Annotated in this window: 19 protein-coding genes and 1 tRNA gene; 16 read left to right on the top strand and 4 right to left on the bottom strand. The window is 61.8% G+C overall.

Annotated elements, in window-relative coordinates; genetic code table 11:
- The first annotated feature begins 198 nt into the window (after positions 1-198).
- The 3 genes from IEW49_RS10765 to IEW49_RS10755 are packed head-to-tail and all read left to right on the top strand — an operon-like array spanning position 199 to position 2,658.
- Positions 199-1,389 (top strand): PfkB family carbohydrate kinase, encoded by a 1,191-nt coding sequence (locus IEW49_RS10765; RefSeq protein WP_188642652.1) that lies wholly within the window; start codon positions 199-201, stop codon positions 1,387-1,389.
- Positions 1,386-1,976: a 7-cyano-7-deazaguanine synthase gene (locus tag IEW49_RS10760; protein ID WP_188642651.1), complete on the top strand. Its 591-nt coding sequence runs from the start codon at positions 1,386-1,388 to the stop codon at positions 1,974-1,976. The genes IEW49_RS10765 and IEW49_RS10760 overlap by 4 nt, the downstream gene beginning before the upstream one ends.
- Positions 1,963-2,658 carry a nitroreductase family protein gene (locus IEW49_RS10755; protein WP_188642650.1) on the top strand — a complete coding sequence of 232 codons (696 nt, stop codon included), beginning with the start codon at positions 1,963-1,965 and terminating at the stop codon, positions 2,656-2,658. Before IEW49_RS10760 ends, IEW49_RS10755 begins: the two co-directional genes overlap by 14 nt.
- 39 nt (positions 2,659-2,697) lie before the next feature.
- Here IEW49_RS10755 and IEW49_RS10750 read toward each other — a convergent pair whose 3' ends face one another.
- Positions 2,698-6,414, bottom strand: a complete 3,717-nt coding sequence (locus IEW49_RS10750; RefSeq protein ID WP_188642649.1) for an anti-phage protein Upx-like protein — start codon at positions 6,412-6,414, stop codon at positions 2,698-2,700.
- 236 nt (positions 6,415-6,650) lie between these two features.
- On the opposite strand from IEW49_RS10750, the gene IEW49_RS10745 reads away from it, so the two are divergent.
- The 7 genes from IEW49_RS10745 (at position 6,651) to IEW49_RS10715 (ending at position 14,783) form a co-directional block, all read left to right on the top strand.
- Complete coding sequence (locus IEW49_RS10745; protein WP_188642648.1) at positions 6,651-6,989, top strand: hypothetical protein; 339 nt, start codon at positions 6,651-6,653, stop codon at positions 6,987-6,989.
- Between the two features lie 64 nt (positions 6,990-7,053).
- A complete protein-coding gene (locus tag IEW49_RS10740; RefSeq protein WP_188642647.1) occupies positions 7,054-8,307 on the top strand; it encodes a TolC family protein in 1,254 nt (417 codons plus the stop codon).
- Positions 8,308-8,318: 11 nt separating this feature from the next.
- A complete protein-coding gene (locus tag IEW49_RS10735; protein WP_188642646.1) occupies positions 8,319-9,482 on the top strand; it encodes an efflux RND transporter periplasmic adaptor subunit in 1,164 nt (387 codons plus the stop codon).
- Positions 9,483-9,540: 58 nt separating this feature from the next.
- Positions 9,541-12,804: an efflux RND transporter permease subunit gene (locus IEW49_RS10730; protein WP_188643190.1), complete on the top strand. Its 3,264-nt coding sequence runs from the start codon at positions 9,541-9,543 to the stop codon at positions 12,802-12,804.
- 22 nt (positions 12,805-12,826) lie between these two features.
- Positions 12,827-13,198, top strand: a complete 372-nt coding sequence (locus tag IEW49_RS10725; RefSeq protein ID WP_229658168.1) for a SpoIIAA family protein — start codon at positions 12,827-12,829, stop codon at positions 13,196-13,198.
- Complete coding sequence (locus IEW49_RS10720) at positions 13,195-13,833, top strand: cation diffusion facilitator family transporter (RefSeq protein ID WP_188642645.1); 639 nt, start codon at positions 13,195-13,197, stop codon at positions 13,831-13,833. The genes IEW49_RS10725 and IEW49_RS10720 overlap by 4 nt, the downstream gene beginning before the upstream one ends.
- Entirely contained in the window at positions 13,830-14,783 is a 954-nt protein-coding gene (locus IEW49_RS10715; RefSeq protein WP_188642644.1) for a cation diffusion facilitator family transporter, read from the top strand. Before IEW49_RS10720 ends, IEW49_RS10715 begins: the two co-directional genes overlap by 4 nt.
- Positions 14,784-14,834: 51 nt before the next feature.
- Here IEW49_RS10715 and IEW49_RS10710 read toward each other — a convergent pair whose 3' ends face one another.
- Positions 14,835-15,110, bottom strand: a complete 276-nt coding sequence (locus tag IEW49_RS10710) for an ArsR/SmtB family transcription factor (protein ID WP_188642643.1) — start codon at positions 15,108-15,110, stop codon at positions 14,835-14,837.
- A gap of 139 nt (positions 15,111-15,249) precedes the next feature.
- On the opposite strand from IEW49_RS10710, the gene IEW49_RS10705 reads away from it, so the two are divergent.
- From IEW49_RS10705 to IEW49_RS10690, 4 genes are read left to right on the top strand one after another with little or no spacing between them, the layout of a single operon-like run.
- A complete protein-coding gene (locus tag IEW49_RS10705; protein WP_188642642.1) occupies positions 15,250-15,627 on the top strand; it encodes a hypothetical protein in 378 nt (125 codons plus the stop codon).
- The gene (locus tag IEW49_RS10700; RefSeq protein ID WP_188642641.1) at positions 15,620-16,492 is read left to right on the top strand and encodes a 3'-5' exonuclease; all 873 of its coding nucleotides are present in this window, start codon (positions 15,620-15,622) and stop codon (positions 16,490-16,492) included. Before IEW49_RS10705 ends, IEW49_RS10700 begins: the two co-directional genes overlap by 8 nt.
- Before the next feature lie 36 nt (positions 16,493-16,528).
- Positions 16,529-17,263 (top strand): hypothetical protein, encoded by a 735-nt coding sequence (locus IEW49_RS10695; protein WP_188642640.1) that lies wholly within the window; start codon positions 16,529-16,531, stop codon positions 17,261-17,263.
- The gene (locus IEW49_RS10690) at positions 17,263-18,096 is read left to right on the top strand and encodes a hypothetical protein (protein ID WP_188642639.1); all 834 of its coding nucleotides are present in this window, start codon (positions 17,263-17,265) and stop codon (positions 18,094-18,096) included. Before IEW49_RS10695 ends, IEW49_RS10690 begins: the two co-directional genes overlap by 1 nt.
- A 50-nt stretch (positions 18,097-18,146) precedes the next feature.
- On the opposite strand, the gene IEW49_RS10685 is transcribed toward IEW49_RS10690, so the two are convergent.
- Entirely contained in the window at positions 18,147-21,752 is a 3,606-nt protein-coding gene (locus IEW49_RS10685; protein ID WP_188642638.1) for a YobI family P-loop NTPase, read from the bottom strand.
- Positions 21,753-21,946: 194 nt separating this feature from the next.
- Positions 21,947-22,020: transfer RNA gene (locus IEW49_RS10680), tRNA-Cys, on the bottom strand.
- Positions 22,021-22,136: 116 nt separating this feature from the next.
- Here IEW49_RS10680 and IEW49_RS10675 point away from each other — a divergent pair.
- Together IEW49_RS10675 and IEW49_RS10670 are read left to right on the top strand one after the other, a co-directional pair.
- Complete coding sequence (locus IEW49_RS10675; protein ID WP_188642637.1) at positions 22,137-23,243, top strand: S-(hydroxymethyl)glutathione dehydrogenase/class III alcohol dehydrogenase; 1,107 nt, start codon at positions 22,137-22,139, stop codon at positions 23,241-23,243.
- Between the two features lie 22 nt (positions 23,244-23,265).
- Complete coding sequence (locus IEW49_RS10670) at positions 23,266-23,646, top strand: VOC family protein (RefSeq protein ID WP_188642636.1); 381 nt, start codon at positions 23,266-23,268, stop codon at positions 23,644-23,646.
- Position 23,647: the final 1 nt, after the last annotated feature.

The following is a 23,647-nucleotide window of genomic DNA, read 5'->3' as shown; positions in this document are numbered from 1 at the left end:
CGATGTGCTTGAGGTGGATCTTCAGAATACTCCCTCCGGTAATCGCTTGGTGGTCAGCACCGCGGGCGGACAAGCTGCAGGCTCGCTCACACACCCCGGTCACCTGAAGATCATCCAGTGCATTGGCACCGGACACATCTACAAGGCGACGGTCGTCCAGAAGACGGGCGCCCTCATTGCCCTGAGGATAGAACCGAAATGACCGCTGTCGTCGGCGGTGTTTACGCCGAGGAATGCCTCGAACCGTTCTGGAACGATGTTTACGGGTCGGGTGGCCGCGCGGCAGCCGCGCTTTCGGGCTGGTGCGATGATCTGAAGCTCGTCACCTATCGGTCATCGGCGTTGGCAGATGGGCTGGAAAACCTGTCGGCCATCTATGGTTTCCCGATCGAAGGCCCCGAGGTCCGGGATGCGGTGAGTTTTCGATATATCCATTCTCTCGATGAGCCCAGGATCGCACCTCGGCCCGATTCCATTAGCGTTTACCCACCGATCGAAGTCAGCGGCGACGTCGTTCTACGGTTCGGCATGCTCGAAGGGGATGCGAGGGTGGCAGCCCGCCGGGCAGTTTACGACCCGCAATCGGCCTTCGATCCCCGGCCGTTCCACGAGAATGGATCCACGGCAGACGAGCTCGCCCTCATCCTCAACGCTTTCGAGGCTAGGCGGCTGACGAACGAGACCGAGCCCGAACGCATGGTCGAAGCATTGATCGAGAAGCAGGATGCCAGCATCGTGGTTCTCAAGCTTGGCGGTCATGGAGCGATAGTCGCGACGCGAACTTCGCGAACCCGGGTTCCTGCCTACCGCAGCGACACGGTATGGAAGCTGGGCACCGGGGATGTCTTCTCGGCTGCTTTCACAAAGTTCTGGGCATGCGATGGCCTGGAACCCGCGGAAGCTGCCGATCTCGCTTCGAGGTCGGTATCCGTATATGCATCGACCCGCTCATTGCCGATCCCCGCGAAGAAGGAACTCGCGGCGCTGGACCTCTCGCCGGTCACACCTACGAGCGGACGGGTTTACATCGCAGCACCGTTCTTCACTCTGGCTGACCTCTGGCTCGTCGAAGAGGTCAGGCAGCGTCTGCTCGACATGGGCGTTAGCGTATTCTCGCCGTTGCACGATGTTGGCTTGGGAACGGCGCAGGAGGTCGCGCTGCGAGACCTCGAGGGACTGGACCAAGCCGATGTGGTGTTGGCAGTCCTCAGCGGTTCAGATCCAGGGACGATATTCGAGGTCGGATATGCGGTGGCGAAAGGCAAGCCCGTCATCTGCCTAGCCCAGAACATGCGCGACGAGGATGCCAAGATGCCAGAGGGCAGCGGGTGCCTGATCGTATCGGATCTCGTGACCGCCATCTACCATTCGATCTGGGCGCTGGCATGAAGGGACTGCTTCTCTCGGGCGGCATGGATTCGATTGCGCTTGCTTGGTGGCTGAGGCCCGAGCAAGCCATCACCGTCGATTACGGACAGCTTGCAGCGATCGCCGAAACGCGAACCTCGCGTCAGGTATGCGAGGAACTCGGCATCGGGCATACGGTCATCGACGCGAGATGTCCCGAGCTTGGCTCGGGCGACATGGCGGGCGGAGCGCCGCACCAACTGGCGCCGGTTCCCGAATGGTGGCCATTCCGAAATCAGCTGCTGGCAACTTTGGCCGGCATGAAAGCCGTTCAATTGGGCGTAACGGAGCTGATATTCGGAGCAGTTCGAGGCGACGGTTCGCATGCCGATGGCCTTCCCCGGTTCTTCGAAGACCTAAACCGGTTGATGTCCGGGCAAGAAGGAGGACTGAACGTGACAGCGCCCGCGATCGGAATGTCCACCGAAGAGCTGATCTTGAAGTCGAAGGTTCCGCGCTCCGTCCTGGCATGGGCGCATTCCTGTCACACGGGCGAACTGGCCTGCGGCGACTGCAGAGGTTGCTACAAGAACGCGGAAGTGATCGCGAACGTGTATGGGGATCTTTGACGAGCCTCGACCGATCGCGGGCGTAGCAGCTCCGACGAGATCTTGGCCGGCGTTCGAGCGCGTCATCCCCCTGACCCGACGGATTCTGACCGGTTCTGACGGTTTCTTCGAGATATTAGCTCGGCGCCGCTCCGCGCTGGGAGGTTCTGTCAGCGAGCGCGAACTGTCCTCCGTTCTGTGGCATGCCATGCTGCTTCGAGAACGGAATCATAATTCGAGGTTCGGCGAGTGGGAGAGCCGCGCGGCCCCGTCCGCAGGGGGGCTCCACTCACTCGGCATCGCCTGTCTGCCCGTCGACGGCTCGCCTTGGTGCGGATTATACGATCCTGAAGCACACGAACTTCGGAGCTCCTCCTCTTTCGAAGGCGCCGTCTCGCTCAATCGGAACGAGATAAACGAGATTTTGAGCTCAAAGCACGGGATCACCCTTCAATTCATTGGTGATCGTCGGCGCTACGAAGCGTGTTACCGACATTGGGAATCGTTGTTCTGGCGGGACGCTGGTGCACTTCTCGGTATCATCACGATGATCGCAACCGCGCTGGGTCTCGAAGCGTCGCCGGTTGGGCGAAACGGAAGAGACATCGTCGCGGCGGCTGGTTTCCCCACCGAATACCTGGCGGGCGGTGCAATCCACATCGGCTCTGCCGGGACAACCGACAAGATTGGCGAAGGGCATTAGGAAGCGGGCTATCCGCCCAATGGCGAGCCGGTTTCACCGTCAGTGTTGAGAAGCGACGAAGGGCGAGAGATCCGCGACCGATGTGATAATGTCGAAGGCCTGCCCCAAGGCGGCATTGAATTGCATCGGGACCAATGACGATGTGACGAGCGCGGATACCAGAGAGATATCCCCGGTCTCCAGGCCGGTGACTTTCGCTAGGTCTTCGAGATGATCCCTCAACACCGCAATGCGGTCCGTGTGCTTGACCGTCGGCCCTCTTTTTGCATCCTCCGCCGGCCTCGGTGAATATTCCGAGAGGCGTTCGGCGATTTCGCCGACCGTCCGGTCGGCGCGGAGGCGTTTGCATTCTATGGCGAAGACGCGGCCGTCAGCGGGTCGCCAAGCCAGCACATCGACGTCGCCGTTTCGCTTCGTGCCTCCCAGTCGCGCCATATCGACCTCGGCGATTGCCACCAGTCCCATTGCTTCAAGGTCGTCTCTGACCTTTTGGTTGAACGCGTGCCCCCTCTCGTCAATGACCGAGCCTATCCAGCTCCGCATCTCATCACTGCGATAGAAGTCGACAGGCAGTCCGCCCGAATGCGCACGCAGAGCGTAGGTCAGGGCATGGTCCAGGAGGATTGGAGACAGCACAAGTTCGGGATCGTCTCTACCGTCGAGATTTATGATCGGCCGCGCCAGAAGGCTGAGGCGCCGCGCATGGCGCCACGGCCACCAGTCCCTCGCGGTTGCGCCCTCGGGCTTCTTCTCGTCCCACTTGGACCGAGGTCGCAGCGACCATGCATCGAGAAGAGCCTCAATTCCATCTCGATCGATTTCGAGCCTGTCCTTGGCTAGCTGGATCAGTTCGGAACGACACATCCGCACGATATCTCCGCCTCGTTCGAGTGCGATCAGACCTACGAACGACACGATGTCGGTCATGCCCAAGGGATCGACGCCGTATTCGGCCAGGAACGCTGCATCGAATGCCGCATCCCTCTTTTCCTCATACTCTTCCCGCTCCAATGGTTCGGCACGTCGATAGATATCAGCGTAATCGCCAGCAGCGGCCTCGAATTGCTCTTGGGAGGACGCTCGCAGGTAAGGGGTATGAACTTGTTCGGCGAAATCGTTTTCGAAGCGGAGGGTGCCATTCGGCATCACCGCGAGTTCGGAAGCGAAGCCATGGTGGATCTCGTCACTTCGGGAGGCGATCGCATTCATCAAGGAGATTTCCGCCATCATCTGATCAAAGTCGTAGACGGAGCACTCGCGCCCATGCTCCGTAGGCGAGGTGCACAACGCCATTTCAGCCAGAACCCGTGAGCACAGTCCCGCTTCGGCTCGCTCGCTTTCAAGGTTGATGGCGACCCGGACACCCTCTTCGGGGGGATGGAGCGAGAGAACCGCCGCAGCCGTCGTTCGCCATCGGTTCCTGTCCTTGTCCACAGCATGATGATTGCGAAGCGCCATCTCGATGACGTTGGCCCTGTCCAGGTCTTTAAGCCTCGTTCGGATACTGGCCCATAGATCGTCCACCAAACCAGCGAGGAACTTGGTTGCTTCGAGGCCGCGAACTACATTCGTTTCGTCGTCGGCCCCGACGCTGGCCAATCCGACTTCGGCCCACGCCCGGACCTCCGGTTGCACCTTCCGAAGCGGATGATGGACGGCACTCGCGATCACCATCTGCGTGGTCGTCGCAGCGTTGAACAGGTGAAGATGGCGCGCTGCGTCATCCTTGACTATCTCGCGTTCCATCGCATCAGCGCACGCAACCGGGTCCTGATTTGCAAGGCCGGCGGCACCCGAGGCGATCGCCCGCACCATCCATCGGTCGCCCTGATTACCCGGTTGGCCGAAAGAACGAAGATAGGGTTCAGCACAGGAGATCCGGATCGTCCCGCCGCCAAGGGAGACATTGGGCGGCTCGATTTTTCCTTCCTCTGCCAGCAGTTCCTGCTCATCAATCCGTCCGAATGTCAGGACTACCTCGACATGTCCCGGCAATTCTTCACCCAAATGGATTTCGAGTTCTGGCGCAAGCGGGATGAGCCAGTTCTGTGCCATGTCCCATACTCGAAAGGGGAGCGATCCGGCAGTGATTGGGTCACTGGCCTCTACCGTCAGCCACCACGTTGTCCTGCTGCCCTCTATTGCGACTGCAGGGTGGCCATGACGCAGATCGTCAACGCTCACGAACGCGCTTTCGGTGCTGGCCGCCTCGAACAAGGGCAACGCGGAAGGGCGCTGCACCTCCGCCCGATAGCCTCTCGAAGGACGCGCGACGCTATGCTTGTCGAGCGCCTGCCGAATCCGGATGCGCAGCTTGTTGAGATGATCGGTTCCCATCTGGATCATGGATGGCGCCGAGTGATCGACCTGTTCGGGCAAAAGCGTGAAATCCTGCTCTTCGACCATGCCGTAGAGGTTCATGAACCCATTCGGGTTGAACAGCTGGATGCCTCGCCGTGCGAGTTGATCCTCCTGCTCGAGAATCCTGAAAATGCGCAATGCATCGATCTCACCGGCGGATGCTAGGAGCGAGAGGTCGTCGTAACCCAGTCCCACGATCTGCCAGCCGTCTGGAGGCCTTCCGTGATCGGCAACCACACCGCGGCCCTGTCCACCGAAGACCAGCAAGGTCATGCCGCGCAAGTAGTCATCGCGCGCGCTGCACTCTGCCGCAGCTTCCGTGATCAGCCTTCGGACAGGCGCTGAAACGTCTTGGACCGAACGGAAGCCTTCCGCGATTACGTCATCCGGGCGGTCCGGGATGAATATGACCTGACAATAGGCTCCCGCATCGAACCTGCATAACTGGACCACGCAATGACTATCGACATCCGACCAGGGTGAAGCGGCAGGGCTCAGGTCGAGTGCGCGCACCGCGTCCCCTACCGCCCCCAAGAACTGATGTTCGGTTAGATGGCCTTCGTAAGCATCCCTTGCTTGGTTATCCCTCGCGAGTTCCAGTGCGCGGCGGCGGACCGCCGCGCCAATTGCCGTGGGAAGCAGCACCACGATGCCATCTTCCGTCCGCGAGACGGGCCGCCGCTCGAGGCTCGTCCAGTTGATGGTTTCATTCCGCAAGAGCTGCGGATCGGCGCGCGAGAAGTCGAAAGGGAGAAGGTCGAACGGTTCCACTTCGATCGCGTGCAGTTCCGCCTCGGTGAAGGTGACTGCTGCGCATGCACGTAGTGCCTTCGCGGTATCGAACCGAAACCGGTCGCGCGGCTTGCCCTCACCAGCTTGGTAGCGTCGCAGTCCTGCTCGCTCCGCTACCGCCTCGCCAATTGCCAACAACGCGTTTGCCTGACGCATTCCGTGCTGGGCCCATTCGTGACCATCTGCGATCGCGCTGTTGAGCGCAGAGAGACAGCTCTGGGTATAGGCTGCGTTCGCTTCCCAGGTTCCTTCGAGGATGCGGAAGTCGCCGGCCCCTGTGGTGATGTTGGAGACGAAGACGTCTTCGGAGGGATCCTCCAGACGCCATACGGCCCCGCGCGCGAGGTCATCATTGAGGAAATCGCGCATCCGCGCAGCCGAGGGTTCTTCGTGTCCTTCGCAATGCGCAGCCGCCAAGTGGGCGAGCACCTCCAGTCGAAGTATACCGCCTTGAAGACCGGGATCGAGCATGAGCCCTGCGACCATGCCGCAGGTTGCGTTTCGATCGAGCTTGCGCAGCCGTCGGCACAGCCGCTCATGCGTCGCCGTCAGAGATTCGATGTCGAGGACCGCTCCCGCCGTCGCCATTGCTTCCAGTTCCATGCCACGTAGATGGCTGGGCTTGTCGCGATAGGCAATTGGGCTTGCTCGTTCGGTAATAAGGCTACGGTATGTTCCGCGTGTCCTGACAAGATGAGTGCCTCGAGAATATGAGTTGGGATTGGTTGAGCTATTTCGAGCTGCTCAGCACGATTAGACCACCGCGCTGTAATGAAATCACATTTCGTCTTTTAAGATTATTCTTTCGCAGCGATGCTCCTGCTGCTAACGGATGACCGATGACCCGGCTCTTCGCCCGTTCCCTTTTGCTGCAGCTCGTCACGCTGTGCACTGCATTCGGTGTCCTGTGGGCTCCGGTGGCGGAAGCGGCCGAATGCGCGGGAGAGCCTCCGGTAGCATCCCAACTCGAGCAGCACGACGAGCCCAGCGATGATGACCGTGGCCCGGAGAAGCACGGCGCATGTGCGCATGGCCATTGCCATCATGCTTCGCAGGCCGTCGGGCGGTCGCCAGACGCCTTTGCCTTGAGCTCGGTCATGAGTGCCCTGCGCGCTGGCGACCAGCCCTCGTTCGCGTCCAATCTGACCGAACTGGCGACGCCCCCTCCTCGCGGCTGACGTTCGCCGCGCGTCGGACCTGTTTTCCGACGCTAACTGAACGTCACCAGAGGAATACCCATCCATGTTCGCCATATCGTGGCGAGCAGCCCCCGTCTGGGGGCTGATACTCGCCCTGTCCACGGGACCTGCCAGCGCGCAGGACCCGCGTGTCGTTACGCTCGACGACGCCCTTGAACTCAGCGGGGTCGCCGATGAGGCCGATACCGCCATCACCAACCCCCGCCTCGTGGGACCCCGCGCGGAAACCGACGCGGCGGTCGCGCTTGTCGATCAGGCTCGCTTGAGCCCGAACCCCGAAGTCTCGTTCGACGTCGAGAACGTCGCCGGCAGCGGCGCTTTCTCGGGTCTCCAGTCTACCGAATATACGCTCTCCGTCGGCCAGCGTCTCGAACTCGGCGGCAAGCGATCCGCGCGGATCGGTGCGGCCGAAGCGCAGGCCGAACTGGCATCTCTCAGGGCCGACCTTACCACGGTCGAGCTGGGACAGCTGGTGCGCGAGCGATATCTCGCAGCTGCTGCAGCGGCTGCGCGGGTCGAACTTGCCGAAGATGTCGTGGCGCGTAACGAGGAACTGGCTCGCATTGCCGGTGTCCTTGTGGAGGTCGGCCGTGAGCCGCCTCTGCGCGCATTGAGGGCGGATGCGGCCCTTGCCGAAGCGCGCGCTAGCCTGGTTGAGGCAGAGGCGGAGAGCCTGTCGGCTCGAACAGCGCTCGCAACTCTATGGGCCGGCGGTGAAGCGCCGCTCGTTCCGGCGCAATTTCCGGATATCGTTCCGCCCGCTTCGCTTATGTCCGAAGCGCAGGAAAGCCTCACCTACAGGGTCGCGCGAGCCGAGAGCACTGCTGCTGCGGCGGAGATCGAGCGGCAGCGAAGTTTGCGTATTCCCGATCCGACGGTCTCCGCGGGCGTGCGGCGCTTCGGGGAAAGCGGCGACAATGCCTTCCTCGTCGGCGTATCGATCCCCCTTCCTTTTCGCGACCGGAACCAGGGTAGCATCGCCGCTGCCGAGGCTCGGTTGCGTGCGGCGAATGCCCGCGAAGCCGTGGCTCTCGCAGACTACGAGCAGGCGGTCGCCACGGCCCGGGCAAGGTATCTTGGTGCCGAAGCGCGCGTCGAGACCCTTTCGCAGACATCGCTCCCGCAGGCGGAGGAGGCGCTGCGCCTCGTTCGCATCGGATATCGCAACGGACGTTTTCCCCTGATCGAAGTTCTCGCGGCCGCAGAGGCACGTGACACGATCCGCGAGGCGCTCATCGCCGCCCGCGAGCAGAGGGGCCTGGCCGCAGCCGAACTGATCGGGCTGGCCGCACAATGAAGGATATATCAATGACACGCAGAAAGCTGGCGATCCTCGTCGGTATCGTCATCGCGGTTGGCGCTATGGCGCTGATATTCTGGCCAACCTCCGAGGTCGACGACCATGCAGGTGAGGATGACCATCCGCAGGAAGAAGCTGCGACCGAGACACCTGAAGGGGTGATCACGCTTAGCGAAGAGCAGTTTAGCGAGGCCGGGATAGAGCTGGCCTCCGTCCGGTCTGGAGCCGCTGTCGAGCTCGTCTTCCCGGCGACTGTCGCGGCGAGCCCCACAGCCTCAGCTCGTATCGATGCCCGGGCCTCGGGGGTCGTCCGCTCCGTCGGCAAGACGCTGGGCGATTATGTGGCGCGCGGCGAGACCGTCGCCCGCATCGAGAGTGCGGATGCCGCCGCGCTCGCCTCGCAACTCAGCGCGGCACGGGCCCGGGTGACCGAGCTGTCTGCCGCCTATGAACGCGAACGGCGTCTGTTCGAGGAGAATGTCACGGCCCGCCAGGATCTGGAAGCCGCACGGGCCAATCTCAGCGTGGCACGTTCGGAACTTCAGCGGGCGCAGGCCGCGGTAGCGGCCGCTGGCGTCAGCGGCGACGGGCGTTCGCTGTCAGTCTCATCTCCCCTGGCTGGCAGGATCACCGCGGCACCGATCGTGCTGGGTGCCTTCGTTGAGGCCGGCGAGGAACTCTACCGCGTGGTCGATCCCAATGGTCTCCAGATCGAGGTGGCGCTGCCTTCGGCCGAAGCCTCTCGTATCCAACCTGGAGACGAGGCCGTGCTGGTGGTCGGCGACGGTCGGGAAATCGGCGCCCGGGTTCGTTCGGTGACGCCTTCGCTCGATCCGGAGAGCCGCAGTGCGACCGCGGTCCTGTCATTGTCGCGCGGCGTGCCGGGGCTTCAGCCCGGCGCCTTTCTTCAGGCGCGCATCAGGCCTTCGGGCGAGATCGACCGCGACCGCATCGCGGTGCCGGAAGACGCTATCCAGGTGGTCGAAGGACGCGACGTGGTTTTCGTCCGGACGAAGACCGGCTTCCAGGCTCGCGACGTGGAGCTCGGGACACGATCCGCTGGTCAAGTGACGATCCTTTCCGGTCTTCAGGAGGGATGGCGGATCGCTGTCGCCAACGCCTTCCTGCTCAAGGCCGAACTCGGGAAGGAGGGCGCGACCCATGGTCACTGAGACTCAGAACGCGCCCGCCGTGGATACCCACACCGATACGGCCAGCCATCGACACGGTTTGATCGGGGCCATCCTCGACATCGCCGTGCGGTTCCGCTGGGCGGTTATCGTCCTCACCGTTTTCGCAGCCATCTACGGCGCCATGAACCTTTTGCGCCTTCCGATCGATGCGGTGCCGGACATCACCAACACACAGGTGCAGATCAACACGAGCGCGCCTGCCCTCTCTCCCTCACAGGTGGAGACGCAGGTGACCTTCCCCATCGAGACCGGGCTTGCCGGGATCGAGGGCCTGGAGATGACCCGCTCGATCTCGCGTAACGGCTTCAGCCAGGTCACCGCGATATTCGAAGAAGGCACCGACATCTACTTCGCCCGTCAGCAGGTGAACGAACGGCTAGCCCCGATCGGTGCGTCGCTGCCGGAAGGAGCGGAGCCCACGATGGGACCGATCTCGACCGGCCTGGGCGAGGTGCTCATGTATACGATCGAATACGAGTATCCGGGAGGTCGCGGTGCGCCCAAGGGTGGTCGAATAGGCTGGCAGTCGGACGGGAGCTTCATCACCGAACGCGGTGATCGCCTCGACACCGAGGTCGCCAAGGCAGCCTATCTTCGCACGGTGCAGGACTGGGTCGTCGCTCCGCTCATGCGCTCCATTGACGGCGTTGCCGGGGTGGATTCGATCGGCGGCTATGAGAAGCAGTTCCTGGTCCAGCCCGATCCTGCTCGCCTCACCGGCTACGGCCTGTCGTTCGACTCCCTGATCGAGGCCTTGGAAGCGGCGAACCTCGCTGAAGGCGCCAACTTTGTCGATCGTGCCGGAGAGGCTCTGCTCGTCCGCGTCGATGCGCGGCTTGGGGGCACGCAGGACATCGAACAGGCGGTGGTCGCGACCCGCGAGGGCGTTCCGATCCGGATCGGGGATGTCGCCTCGGTGCGCATCGGCGGCGATCTGCGAACCGGTGCTGCCTCGCTCAATGGCGAGGAAGCGGTCGTTGGCACGGTCCTGATGCGCAGCGGCGAGAACAGCCGCACCGTAGCTGCCGCCTCGGCCGAGCGACTGGAAGAAGTCCGCGCCTCGCTCCCTGCCGGAGTGGTCGCCGAGATCGTCTACAACCGCTCGTCGCTCGTCGATGCGACCATCGCCACGGTCGAGAAGAACCTCGTCGAGGGCGCGCTTCTGGTGATCGCAGTCTTGTTCCTGATGCTCGGCAATATCCGGGCAGCGATCATCGCCGCATTGGTCATTCCGATATCCATGCTGATGGCAGCGGTGGGAATGAATAGGCTTGGTGTCTCGGGCAACCTGATGAGCCTCGGGGCACTGGACTTCGGACTAATCGTCGATGGCGCAGTCATAATCGTTGAGAACAGCGTCGCGCGGCTCGCCGCAAGGCAGCACCGCGAAGGTAGATTGCTCAGCCTCGGCGAACGACTGACGGAGACACGGCTGGCTGCACAGGAGATGATCAAGCCGACCGTCTACGGTCAGGCGATCATCCTCTTGGTCTACGCGCCGCTTCTCACCTTCACGGGGGTCGAGGGCAAGACGTTCTCGCCCATGGCCATCACGGTCATGCTGGCACTCGCCTCCGCCTTCGTGCTGTCCCTGACCTTCGTGCCGGCGATGATCGCGGTGCTCCTCAATCGCAAGCTGACCGAGAAGGAGGTCAAGCCCGTTCGGATGGCGAAGGAACGCTATGGCCCGGCGGTGCGCCGCGCCATCGCACGTCCCTGGCCGGTGATCGGTGCGGGCGCCGGGCTCTTCGCCGTAGCGGCTTTCGTGTTCACCTTCCTCGGCAGCGAGTTCACACCGCAGCTGGATGAACGCGACATCGCGGTTCAGTCGCTGCGGATACCGTCAACCTCGCTCGAGCGCTCGCTCGCCATGCAGAGACAGGTGGAGGACAGGCTCGAGACCTTCCCGCAAGTCGAGCTGGTCTTCTCGCGCACCGGCACGGCCGAGGTCGCGAGCGATCCGATGCCGCCCAACGCGTCCGACGCCTACGTAATCTTGAAGCCGCTCGAGGAATGGCCCGATCCCGATCTGTCGAAGGACGAACTCGTCGCGCAGATGGAGGAGTCGCTGAGCGGTCTGGTGGGCAACCTCTACGAGTTCAGCCAACCCATCGAACTGCGCTTCAACGAGCTGATTGCGGGTGTTCGCGGCGACGTGGCGGTCAAGCTCTACGGAGACGACCTGACCGCGCTGACCCGGTCAGCCGGAGAAGTGGCCGAGGTGCTGCGCGGTGTCGAGGGTGCTGCAGACGTCAAGGTCCAGCAGGTCACTGGCTTTCCCACGCTCGACATCGCCTTCGATCGCCCGACGATCGCCCGCTACGGTCTGACCGTGGAGGAGGTCGCGCAATCCGTGGCCATCGCGCTGGGTGGTCGCCCGGCGGGACTGGTATTCGAGGGTGACCGCCGTTTCGATGTCGTCGTGCGGCTCGAGGATGCGACCCGGGACGATTTCGATCAGCTCGGCGCTCTGCCCATAGTCCTCGAAAGCGGGGTCACGGTCCCGCTTCGCACGCTGGCGGATTTCCAAGTGGTAGATGGTCTCGCCGAGGTTCGCCGGGAGCAGGGTCGCCGATTGGTGATCGTGTCGGCGAACGTGCGCGAACGCGATCTCGGGTCGTTTGTCGAGGAGGCCCGGGCAGGCGTCTCCGAAAGCGTCGAACTGCCGGCTGCCTCCTTCATCGAATGGGGCGGGCAATACCAGAACCTCCAGGCCGCGCAGGCGAGGCTCGCCCTCGTCGTTCCGGTCTGCTTCGCGCTGGTGTTGCTGCTCCTGTTCATGGCGCTCGGCGGATGGGTGCCAGCGCTGGCGGTGTTCAGCGCGATCCCGATGGCACTGGCAGGCGGGGTTTTCGCGCTTGCCTTCCGGGGGATGCCGTTTTCGGTGTCCGCCGCCGTGGGCTTCATCGCCCTATCGGGTGTCGCGGTATTGAACGGGCTCGTGATGATGACCGCGATACGCCAGCGGCTCGACAAGGGACTGCCTCTCGATGAGGCGATCACCGATGGCGCATTGGCGAGGTTGCGACCGGTGCTGATGACAGCCTTGGTGGCCTCGCTCGGCTTCGTGCCGATGGCCCTTGCGACTGGCACTGGCGCGGAAGTCCAGCGTCCGCTGGCCACTGTCGTGATCGGCGGATTGATCACCGCGACTGCGCTCACGCTCTTAGTCCTGCCAGCGATCGCGCGGCTCGTGCTCAATCGATCGGACGATGAGCGCAGCTGGCGCGAGAAGTGGTGGGATCGCCTGCGTCGAAACGTGACCAGCGACGAGCAGCGCGAACTGACGGACATCGCATGATGGTCCGGGAAAGGAGAATACGATGTTGAAGATAGACGAAGAGAACGGGCTGCTGCGGATACGCGCGAGTGGCCAACTCGAAAGCTCGGACTACGATGACTTCGTGCCTCGGTTCGAACAGCTTGTCGGGCGAAAGCCCGGCAAGCTGCCGATGGTAATCGAACTCGCGCCCGATTTTGCAGGCTGGGATCTGCCTGGACTATGGCGCGACCTCAAGTTCGACGCGCATCATCAGGACAGCTTTGGCAGGATTGCCATCGTCGGCGATGCGAAATGGGAGGAATGGGGCACCAGGTTCTCCGATCCTCTCATCCGCGCCGAAATGAAGTTCTTCGAGCCCTTCCAGCGCCAGGTTGCCGAGAACTGGGCCCGATCCGGGGCAGACACGGCATGAGTGGCGACCATGATATCGATCTCGGTTCGGCCGGGAAGCGCCGGACGCTGTGGATCGTGCTCTGGCTGAATGTCGCGATCGCGATCGGGTTCTTCGTCGTCGGCTACTTCGCGGACTCGAACGCGCTCTTGGCGAACGGGTTAGACAACTCGTCCGACGCGATAGTCTATGCGCTCAGCCTGCTCGCGCTGGCCCGCTCGCGCATTTGGCAGCGTGGTGCGGCGCGGTTCTCCGGGGTCATGCTCTTGGTATTCGCGGCAGGTGTCGTTGCCGATGCCGTGCGTCGGTTCGTGGAAGGCTCGGAGCCAGGTGGATTCATGATGCTGGCGATGGCGGCAGTCGCAGCCGTGGTGAATCTGATCTGCCTGCGGATGCTCCAGCGGACGGAGGACAAGGACGTCAGCATGCGCGCAGCGACGACCTTCAGCTTCAATGATTTTATCGCCAATGGCGGGATCATCATCGCGGGGATCGTCGTGATGCTCACCGGCGCGAATTGGCCCGACCTGGTGGTAGGCGTCGCTGTGGCATGCATTGCCCTTTATGGCGGCATCCAGATCCTGCGCGATGCCCACATGGACATTCATGACGAGGAAGGGAGCGAGCATCGGAAGGGGGATCAGTTCCGGACATGAGCAATCATCACACACATGGTGGGCATGGTGGCCACAACCACGGCGAGGAGAACCTGAGCGATCGCCAGCTGATCTTCGCGGTCGCGATCAACGTCCTGCTCACGCTCGCCCAGATCGTTGGCGGGATAGTCTCGGGTTCGCTCGCTCTCATTGCCGACGCCCTTCACAACTTCAGTGACGCCGCCTCGCTCGGCCTCGCGTGGTTCGCCCGTAGGATCGGCAGGCGTCCCGCCGACAGACGGATGACGTTCGGTTATGCGCAGGGCGAGGTCGTCGCTGCGCTCATCAACCTGACGACGCTGCTCATCATCGGCTTCTATCTGCTCGTGGAAGCGATCAACCGCTTCGCCGATCCGCAACCCATCGAAGGATGGACGGTGATCGCCGTTGCGGGCGTGGCATTGGTGATCGATCTGGTGACCGCTTTCATTACCCACCGCGGCGCCAAGGACAGCATCAACATGAAGGCGGCGTTCCTGCACAATGTGTCGGATGCCATGGCCTCCGTCGGGGTGATCGTCGCCGGGATCCTGATCCTGCTATACGATCTCTACTTGGCCGATCTGGTCATCACCGTCATCATCGCCGCCTATGTGATTTGGCAGGGGCTTTCGTTGATGCCGCGCACGGTTCGCCTGCTTATGGGTGCGGTGCCCGATGACGTCGAACTGCATGAGATCATGGACGAGCTCGAGGCGATCGATGGGGTCGAGAGCATCCACCATCTGCATGTCTGGAACCTGGGAGAGCACCGCCGCGCCCTCGAAGTGCATATCCTGCCGTCCCATTCGTCTCTCGAACGGTTCGAAGACGTCAAGCGAACGGTGCGGCTGCGCGTCTCCTCTCGGTTCGGTATCGAACACACGACGCTGGAAGCTTGCCTCGCAACGGACTGCAACGAGGGACTGATAGCCCAAGCCGGGCATTCCGGACGCGTATCCGAGGATTGAACTCGCACGTGAAAAGCACGGGCGGCCGGAACCTATCTGTTCGATGCGGTATTACTTGGCGGCTTCGGACAGGAAGGTCGCCAGTCTCTGCACGGCTCCTCGCTCGGCTCTGTATGTGACTGAGCGCCCTTCCTTCGTCGAAGAGACCAGCCCCGCGTTTCGCAATACCGATAGGTGCACCGAGGTGTTGTTGGGCATGGTGTGGGTCTGCTCGGCAACCTCGCTGGACGTGATGCCATTCGCCGCTCGCGCTATGGCTAGGAATATCTCCAGCCGGGTTGGCTGGGCCAAGGCACTGAGTTTCGCGACGGCATCCATCTTTTCCATTCTCCTGCTGATAGCGTCAGCGATCCCTACCGACAAGTTAATTCAATACTTCATTACCTATTGAAGTATTTTCTGTTCATGCTATGTGCCGTGTCACGAGGCGCTGGTAGGTCCGGCGCGGAACGTGGGGAGCGGTGCGATGAGCGATACCGCAGAATTCGAAATCGACCCTTATTTCGAGCAGGCCCCGGTGGACTGGGCGCTCGATCCTCTCGAGGACAGGAGTGGAGGCATGGTGGCTGTTCACCGCGTCGCGCTCGTTCGGATCGCATGCGTGGCTGCAGAGACCGGGGCGAGAATGCAGCGGGACGGCTTGGCGGAGGATCCCGTCGGCTGGATGGTCGCGCCGCTCGAGCTCTTCGAAGGCCGTGCGCCGATCGAAGCTTGCATGGAGCGCAGCGCCTGTTCGAAGGCGATCCTTCTTCACGGCTTGGGTCTCGGCCTCGACGCCGATCCGGCAGTCATCGATCGATTGCTCTTCGATCATTCGGCATCCTTGGAGACCGGACGTGGCTGAACCGGCGCAGTCCGACATCCGGCAGCTCCGCCGTGTCGATCTTCATGTAGGTGAAACAGGCTTCGGGGATCCGGACGATCCCCAACGTGTCGCGGCCGTTCTGGATGTGGAGACCACCGGGCTCGACCCTGAAAGCGACAGGGTCATCGAACTGGCGGTGCGACGCTTCAGGTATGATCCCGGCGGGCACATTACCGAGATCGGTCGGGCGTGGTGCTGGCGCGAGGATCCCGGCGTCCCGCTGCCCGAAGACATCACCAGGATCACCGGCATCACGGATCAGGACCTGATCGGTCGGCGGATAGACGACCGGGTCGCGACCGATATCATATCGTCTGCCGATGTCGTCATCGCCCACAACGCCGCGTTCGACCGTCCCATTGTGGAGAAGCGCCTCACCGACCTGCCGATCAAGCAGTGGGCCTGCTCCTGCGTGGAGATCGACTGGGCAGCTGCCGGTTTCGAAGGCCGTTCGCTCGGTTGGCTCTGCGCGCAGGCAGGATGGTTCTATGATGCGCACCGAGCGCAGGGGGATGTGGATGCGCTCATCCAGCTCCTGCGCCATGAGCGGACCGATGGTCGTCCTCTGCTCTACGAGCTCGATGGCAGCTCTTCATGCGATAGTTTCGTTATCGAAGCGGTCGGCTCGCCCTTCTCGACCAAGGATGCTCTGCGGATGCGCGGCTATCGCTGGGATCCGAAGGCGCAGGTCTGGTGGCGTGAGGTCATGGAGTTCCGCCTTCTCGAGGAACAGGCGTGGTTGGCCAGCGAGGTCTACGTGAGCGGAAAGGGGGCACGAGCGCTCGGTCCCAGGCTGACGCGCCGAGACGCATACAGCCGCTATCGCCTCGATAGTCCGGATTGATCGATGCCCAGAAAAACCAGCTCAGGAGGACCGAACATGGCAAGGAAGCTGACCCAGCGGAAGACTGCCGGCAAGCAGGTCACGAAAGCGACGCTGCCGGACGGCCTGTTGAACGCCGCACCGGTTACCTACCAGGTGGCGGACACCAGCATCACGGCCCTGCAGGTGTATCACAATCCCGATCGCCGACCGTCGGGCGACGGTCCCTGGAACAACGAGGCGGACAAGGTCTCCTGGATCGACAACGAGACCGGCATCGGCTGCATCATGCTTCGCCAGAAGAACGGGACGATCTCGGGATATGTGGGGGTGCCCCCCGAGCATCCGCTCTTCGGCTTCGAAGCGGACGCCGTGCCGGTCGCCGTCTCCAACACGGTGCACGGCGGGGTGACCTACGGCAAGGCGTGCGAGGTCAACCGGTTCGAACGGCGCGCCCACGGCAAGCCGCGTCAGGAACGCTACACGGTTTGCCACACGACTTGGGTCAGGACGGTGCAGGACTACCGCACGGTGCAGACCACCGAGGACGAGTTCCATGAGGATCTGTGGTGGCTGGGTTTCGACACCGACCATCCGGGCGACCTCGTTCCGGGCGGTCGATACGGCGAAGCTCGCAAGGGTGACGTCTATCGCGATCAGTCCTTCGTCTACGCGAACTGCATCGAACTGGCGCGGAAGCTGAAATCGCTGATCGAGGACGGTCAGGCCGGAGATACGTCGACACACGAGCCACTCCGCCTTCCGGCGCCCGCCGAGCATAAGGGTGAGTGATGGTCAGCTCGTTTCACCCTTTCGGTGCCGGTAAGGAACGCTACGGCGATGATCGGCATCCCGATCTACCCTGGGGATACTGGATGGTTTCGAGCGGATCGGTGCCGGGAGAACCACCCCTGGTCGATGAGAACGGCCGTGAATGGGGATCGGTGCGCGAAGCATTCTGGATCGATCGTCTTGGGCTGCCCTCCATCCATACCGGGTGGATGAACGGCATCATGGAATTCATGGCGAGCTATCTCGCCATTGCCGATGGTCGCTTCGTGGCACCGGAGGAGCGGGTCCATGATATCTTTCTTGGCGATCGTCACCTTGATCAGTTCTTCAGAGCCTACCTGCTCGCAGCCGGGCTCGTGAACGACACGGACGGAAGGCCGACGCCTGAAGGGCGCTCTGTGCTGCTGATGCTGATGGCTACGCGCACGCGAGAAGATGCTGCGGAAGATGTCGGTCTCGACTGGATTATCGCGAACCGGACGGCCGCGAGTCATTCCGAGCGCGTGGCGGCCGCCGAGCAGGTGGAAAGGCGGGAGCGCGTCGCTGCCCGAATGGCGCATCGCTTCTCTACCGATACGATTGGCAATGATCCGGTGGTGAAGCTGATCGGATTGCGGATCACACGCGAGATTCCAGTCCGCAGCACCCTGTGGACGATGGCTTGGCCCGATGGCGACCGTCTCGCGCGCGACCGCTTCTACCTCTGGCTGCTCGAGCGCATCGATCGCTGGGATGAATGGAGCGAGATGGTCAGCCGTGATGGCGCTCGCGCCTTGACCGAACATTTCATGAAGCTGGCGTTCTGTGATCGGTTCCAGAGCCATACGAGATGACTTTTCCCCGCCTGTTCGGGTGGGCTCATTCGACACTAGTCGTTGGGCGTTCATGGGCGCTTGAGGTTGACGCGTATGTCCCCCGTTAGAATGCCTCTACTCCACGACGAGATGATGTCTCTGTCGTCGAGCCAAGCGACCAGTTCGAGGTTCTCCACGGTCGGATTGAGGTATGGTGTGTGATAGCCCTTCCTGATCCGAGAATACGGTTCTGGAAGAGCGGACAGTATCTCCCGCACAGTGTCGTCCGGCAACGATTTGGCGGCCTTATTGAGTAGCGAAACCTGTGATCGGACCGGCCCTGCGTTCTCGATGAGGAGCCTGGCCTGATCCGCTGAAAGCTCGGGGAGTGGCCGGTCCACCCGCTCGAGGATGGGGGCGATCACCGCCGCTCTTCCCGGCGTGTTCGGCAACGACGCCAAGTCCATCGATTTGATCAGCGTGTGACGTTGCGCGTCGTCGATCTCCGCCTTGACGAGCTCCTCCCGGTAATCATCATCGATCGAGATGCCGGTCTTGCCTGCCAAGAACGTCTCGATATTGCTGGCCAGGAAGGAGATCTGAAGGTCGCGATCTCCCGCGAGCGCCTCGAACGTGTCCTTCGCGAATACAATTTTCTGCTCTTCGATTAGTATCTGCGACTTTTCATGCCCGATCCCCTCCGGAAAAGCCTTGAAAGGCCGCGGAAGCGCTGCGACGTAGTCCCGATAGGCTTCCTCTTTTAGCGAATCTGCATTCAGGAGGAAGCTTCGCAGACCGGCGGCGCCGTCATCTTCCGGTATGGGATCTTGCAGAATTGTGGCCCGCACCTCGTCGCGATCGAGGTAATCGGCGAGTTGCTCCTTTTCGTAGCCTTCCGCATCCATGAAGGCGAGACAGTTGGACCAGGTCGGTTGGATGCGTCCAATGTTGAACAGCTTCGGGACCCATCGCGCCGGGACGTTTTCGAGCTTGGGGATGAAGGTGGTTTGGCGCGTCAGGAAACGTTCAACGGCCTCCTCGTCAACATCGTCCCTTTTGATAATCGCCAACAGGGCGTCTGGGCTCTCCTCGGTGTTGCCTTTGAGGTCCAACAGGACCTTGCCGAGGTAGACGGCGAAGTCGCGCTCAACTCTCTCCGACAGAGTCGTGTTACTAACCGCCCTCAGCGTAGTGTAGTTGCTGGATCGCAACCCCTCGACGTCCTTCTCGCCCAGCAGTTTTTCGTAGGCGTAGGCCAGGTTCTCGAAGGACAATTCGAAGAATCCTCTTTCGAACATGTGACGCAGGACGACCTGATGCGACTCGATGGACGAGAGGTCCTCGACTGCCATGCCGAGGCTTTCGAGGCGTATGGGATCGAGTTCCGGCACCTCCGCGAGAATCTTCGGGAGGTTCTCCGTCACGAACCGAGGGAATTCGTCGAACCGCGTGGCAAGTTCTCCTAATCGCCTTTTGGACAGCGAGTTCAGCACGCGGGTGACGTGGGAGATGTTCCGCTCACTGGAGATGACCGCCGGGACGAAGCCGTTCCACCTTGCTGAAAGGGCGTCGAGCAACGACGGGACCCCGGTTCCGCTGGCATAGTAGACATCGAGGAAGTTTTCGGCCTTTTCGAAGTTGGACGACAGGAACTCCAGGAGTTTCGTGATCTGATCGGCGTATCGGTCGGGATCGGCCAAGAGGCAATCTACTAGAGCGACGTTCAGCACGTAGCTTTGCCGAAAGTCGTCGTCCCTCATGGCTGCGGCGACCTCCGTCGGGTTGTCGATCGGAAAGTCCGGCTCGGGCGTGGTGAAGGCGCGGATCTGGATGAGGAACCTGTTGTCGTCTGGAGACAGGCGACCGGAATGGAACAGCGAAGTGTATTGGTAGTAGGTATCATCCAAGTGACCTTCGAGGATCAGGTAGCGTGCCAGCGCACCGTTCTCCCCGAACGGAGAGAAGAGCTCATCCAGCCTATCGGCGTTCGAACGCAGAAGATTCTCGAACCTGCTCGTCCTTAATGAAGCGATCTCGGCGCGCAGAGTTCGGATGCGGCGCATGGTGTCGTTCCGAGTATCGTGCGCCTTCGCTTTGATGGCCGACTTCCGCTCCTCGTAGGTATTGTCCGGATCGACACGGTGCTGAAGTTCGGAGATGTCGCATCTTTGGTTCTGGTTGTAGACTCGTGCGATTATGTTGGACGCGACAACCAACTCGTCGAAGCCGTCGTGTCCGGTTAGAGCGGATAGCGAAACCATCACGCTATGGTTCAGGCCAACGCTCAGCGTATTTGCCGGCAGTATCTCGATGAGCTCCATCGCGTAGATCTGCCGCAACTGCCTCAAGTCCGCAGCGACCTGCCGCTCGCCGAATTCGAGCAGGGATTCGAGTTGCGTAATCTCATCGCGCTTTGCCGCCTCTCCCTCCGCAACGAGTTTCGGCTTGCCGCCCAACAGGTGGGCGAGATTCCCTTCGCTGCGATGCAGCCGTTCGAAGTCCCTAGGATACACGTTCTTGTAGATCAGGATGGCCAGCAGCTTGTTGGCGTCCAGGAGATTGTCCTCGTCGCTCTCGATGTTGGCCGAGTAGATCGCGTATTCGTTGAAGACGTTCTGGATAAGCCTCAGGTCGTCGAGGTGGCGCGACACCTCGCGCAGGAACTGGCGATCGAGCCTCTCGTCGAGATCCAACCTCTCTCCCTGCTGCAGCACCATGTCGATGGAGTTCGAAGTGTTGATGATCGGGATGACCGGGATGATGAATTCGAAGAACTTCGTTCGATCCGTGTTCGCGAACATGTCGTCACGCAGCGCGTAGAGGAAACGGACTCTGCGCTTCACGCCCGCGTTCTCGTTCACCAAGCTGTTGATCTCCCTCAGGGTCACGAAGATCTCGGCGTTGTCGAACCGGTCCAGATCCTCAATGATCACGAGATCGTGGTCCGTTGACTGGAAGAAGTAGATGATCTCGTCGAGGTGGCGGTTCAGGATCGATTCGAGGTCGTCGGAGGCTGGCCGGAGCTCCACGTCCTGGAGCGAGATGCTCTTCAACGATAGGCCGAAGCTGGCGACGTAGAGGTGATGGATGCTCGCCCAAAGGAACGCTGTCGCGAATGCGAAGCTTGCTAGGTTGCGCCAGTTTTCAAGCGCCAATGGAACGAAGAAGCTGCCGTCAACGACTGTCGAGGTCTGCGAGAGGACGTGCCAGAGCGCGATCAGGCCGATGGTCATGAAGGTCGAGACGAAGGTGGCCGAGAGGCCTGGTGACCTGATCCGCTTGAACCGTGAGAGGGGTAGCTTGTCGGCGTCCTCCCCATAGAGCATCTGTTGGAGGATGCTTCGCTCGATTTCCTGCCGGCTTACCTTCTCGATTTGGGAACCGGCTTCGGGCAGGAAGGCCGCCAACGATATATGAAGCGCCTTGCGGTTATAGTTCTTCAGGAAAGTCTGTATGATGCTGCTCTTGCCCGATCCGTAGGGGCCGGTGAGCGCAATGTTTGAGACTTTGGGTCTGCTGAGCGCGTATTCGAGCGCCTCCGAGTAGACGCCGGATTTGTCCGCTTGGTCCGTCGGCGCAAGATCAACGAACTTCGACGGAGCTTCGACGGCTTCGTCCTCTCTCTCGATAGCCGCGGCGATACCCGACAGCTTGTCGGCCGACCATTCGAGCGTCTTCTTGAGTATAATTTTCATCGTGCGACGATGTAGCACGACGAGGCCTTGCGCAAATGGTCGCGTCGGTTCTTGTCCCCGCGATCCGTTGCGGAACCTTCAGGTATTCAGGGGTTACATCAAAATTTGAGCAGTCTCTGCGCGCGAAATAGGCAAGACGAAAGGTCCCTCACTCTGCAAAAATGAGGGGCTCTTGGTGCAATCTGATAGATTGATGGAGGCCCGAGCCGGAATCGAACCGGCGTGCAAGGATTTGCAGTCCTCTGCGTAACCACTCCGCCATCGGGCCTCATGGGTGGTGAACGGCGCGCACTAAACGAGGTCCGCCCGGGTTGCAATCGCCCAATGCACGGAACTTGTCACGCCCACCGCACATAGGCATGACGACGCCCAAAGGAGAACCCCGTGAAAACCAGAGCCGCCGTCGCCTTCGAAGCCAAGCAACCGCTCGAGATCGTCGAGCTCGACCTCGAAGGGCCCAAGGCGGGCGAGGTCCTGATCGAGATCATGGCGACCGGCATCTGCCATACCGATGCCTACACGCTCGACGGATTGGACAGCGAAGGACTCTTCCCAAGCGTGCTCGGCCACGAGGGCTGCGGCGTGGTGCGCGAGGTCGGCCCGGGCGTGACCTCGGTCAAGGAAGGCGATCACGCCATCCCGCTCTACACCCCCGAATGCCGCCAGTGCAAAATGTGCCTTTCGGGCAAGACGAACCTGTGCAGCGCGATCCGGGAGACGCAGGGCAAGGGGCTGATGCCCGACGGGACGACACGGTTCTCCTACCAGGGCAAGCCGATCTACCACTACATGGGCTGCTCGACCTTCTCGAACTTCACCGTCCTGCCCGAGATCGCGGTCGCGAAGATCCGCGAGGACGCGCCGTTCCACACCACCTGCTATGTCGGCTGCGGCGTGACCACGGGCGTCGGCGCGGTGGTCAACACGGCGCAGGTAAAGCCGGGCGACAACGTCGTCGTGTTCGGGCTCGGCGGGATCGGCCTGAACGTGATCCAGGGCGCGAAGATGGCCGGGGCGGACCGGATCGTCGGGGTCGACATCAACGATTCCAAGCGCAGCTTCGGCGAGCATTTCGGGATGACCGATTTCGTCAACCCGAAGGAGATCGACGACGTCGTCGCCTATCTCGTCGAGCTGCTCGACGGCGGTGCGGATTATTCGTTCGACTGTACCGGCAATACCGACGTGATGCGCCAGGCATTGGAATGCTGCCACAAGGGCTGGGGCACCTCGATCATCATCGGCGTGGCCGAGGCGGGCAAGACGATCGAGACGCGCCCGTTCCAGCTGGTGACCGGGCGCAACTGGCGCGGCACCGCATTCGGCGGGGCGAAGGGGCGCACCGACGTGCCCAAGATCGTCGACTGGTACATGGACGGCAAGATCCAGATCGATCCGATGATCACCCACGTCCTCGATCTCGAGGACATCAACAAGGGCTTCGACCTGATGCATGCGGGCGAGAGCATCCGCAGCGTCGTCGTCTACTGACCACCCCAAGGGAGAGAAGAGAATGTTCAGCCACGTGATGCTCGGCGCCGACGATATCGACGCCTCGAAGAAATTCTACGATGCCTGTTTCAAGGCGCTCGGCGGGCGCGAGGGCTCGGTCGATCCCAAGGGGCGGGTGATCTACATGCACAATGGGGGCGTCTTCCTGCTGACCAAGCCGATCGATGGTAAGCCCGCAAGCTGCGGCAACGGCTCGACCATCGGCTTCGCGGCGGACAGCCCGGAAATGGCCGATGCCTGGCACGAAGCGGGTGCGGCCAATGGCGGCACCCCGATCGAAGACCCGCCCGGCATGCGCGAAGGCGCAGGCATGAAGCTCTACCTCGCCTATCTGCGCGATCCGGCCGGCAACAAGGTCTGCGCGATGCACCGTCCGGGGTGAT

The organism is Pseudoblastomonas marina, assembly GCF_014641655.1.
GTDB classification, from domain to species: Bacteria; Pseudomonadota; Alphaproteobacteria; order Sphingomonadales; family Sphingomonadaceae; genus Alteriqipengyuania_A; species Alteriqipengyuania_A marina.
Note: the sequence above shows the minus strand (reverse complement) of the source record. Positions and strands in the feature narration are given on the sequence as shown.

Coding starts and splice junctions, on each gene's coding strand:
- IEW49_RS10765 (WP_188642652.1), top strand. CDS start 199: ATGACCGCTGTCGTCGGCGGTGTTTACGCCGAGGAATGCCTCGAACCG.
- IEW49_RS10760 (WP_188642651.1), top strand. CDS start 1,386: ATGAAGGGACTGCTTCTCTCGGGCGGCATGGATTCGATTGCGCTTGCT.
- IEW49_RS10755 (WP_188642650.1), top strand. CDS start 1,963: ATGGGGATCTTTGACGAGCCTCGACCGATCGCGGGCGTAGCAGCTCCG.
- IEW49_RS10750 (WP_188642649.1), bottom strand. CDS start 6,414: ATGGAACTGGAAGCAATGGCGACGGCGGGAGCGGTCCTCGACATCGAA.
- IEW49_RS10745 (WP_188642648.1), top strand. CDS start 6,651: ATGACCCGGCTCTTCGCCCGTTCCCTTTTGCTGCAGCTCGTCACGCTG.
- IEW49_RS10740 (WP_188642647.1), top strand. CDS start 7,054: ATGTTCGCCATATCGTGGCGAGCAGCCCCCGTCTGGGGGCTGATACTC.
- IEW49_RS10735 (WP_188642646.1), top strand. CDS start 8,319: ATGACACGCAGAAAGCTGGCGATCCTCGTCGGTATCGTCATCGCGGTT.
- IEW49_RS10725 (WP_229658168.1), top strand. CDS start 12,827: ATGTTGAAGATAGACGAAGAGAACGGGCTGCTGCGGATACGCGCGAGT.
- IEW49_RS10720 (WP_188642645.1), top strand. CDS start 13,195: ATGAGTGGCGACCATGATATCGATCTCGGTTCGGCCGGGAAGCGCCGG.
- IEW49_RS10715 (WP_188642644.1), top strand. CDS start 13,830: ATGAGCAATCATCACACACATGGTGGGCATGGTGGCCACAACCACGGC.
- IEW49_RS10710 (WP_188642643.1), bottom strand. CDS start 15,110: ATGGAAAAGATGGATGCCGTCGCGAAACTCAGTGCCTTGGCCCAGCCA.
- IEW49_RS10705 (WP_188642642.1), top strand. CDS start 15,250: ATGAGCGATACCGCAGAATTCGAAATCGACCCTTATTTCGAGCAGGCC.
- IEW49_RS10695 (WP_188642640.1), top strand. CDS start 16,529: ATGGCAAGGAAGCTGACCCAGCGGAAGACTGCCGGCAAGCAGGTCACG.
- IEW49_RS10690 (WP_188642639.1), top strand. CDS start 17,263: ATGGTCAGCTCGTTTCACCCTTTCGGTGCCGGTAAGGAACGCTACGGC.
- IEW49_RS10685 (WP_188642638.1), bottom strand. CDS start 21,752: ATGAAAATTATACTCAAGAAGACGCTCGAATGGTCGGCCGACAAGCTG.
- IEW49_RS10670 (WP_188642636.1), top strand. CDS start 23,266: ATGTTCAGCCACGTGATGCTCGGCGCCGACGATATCGACGCCTCGAAG.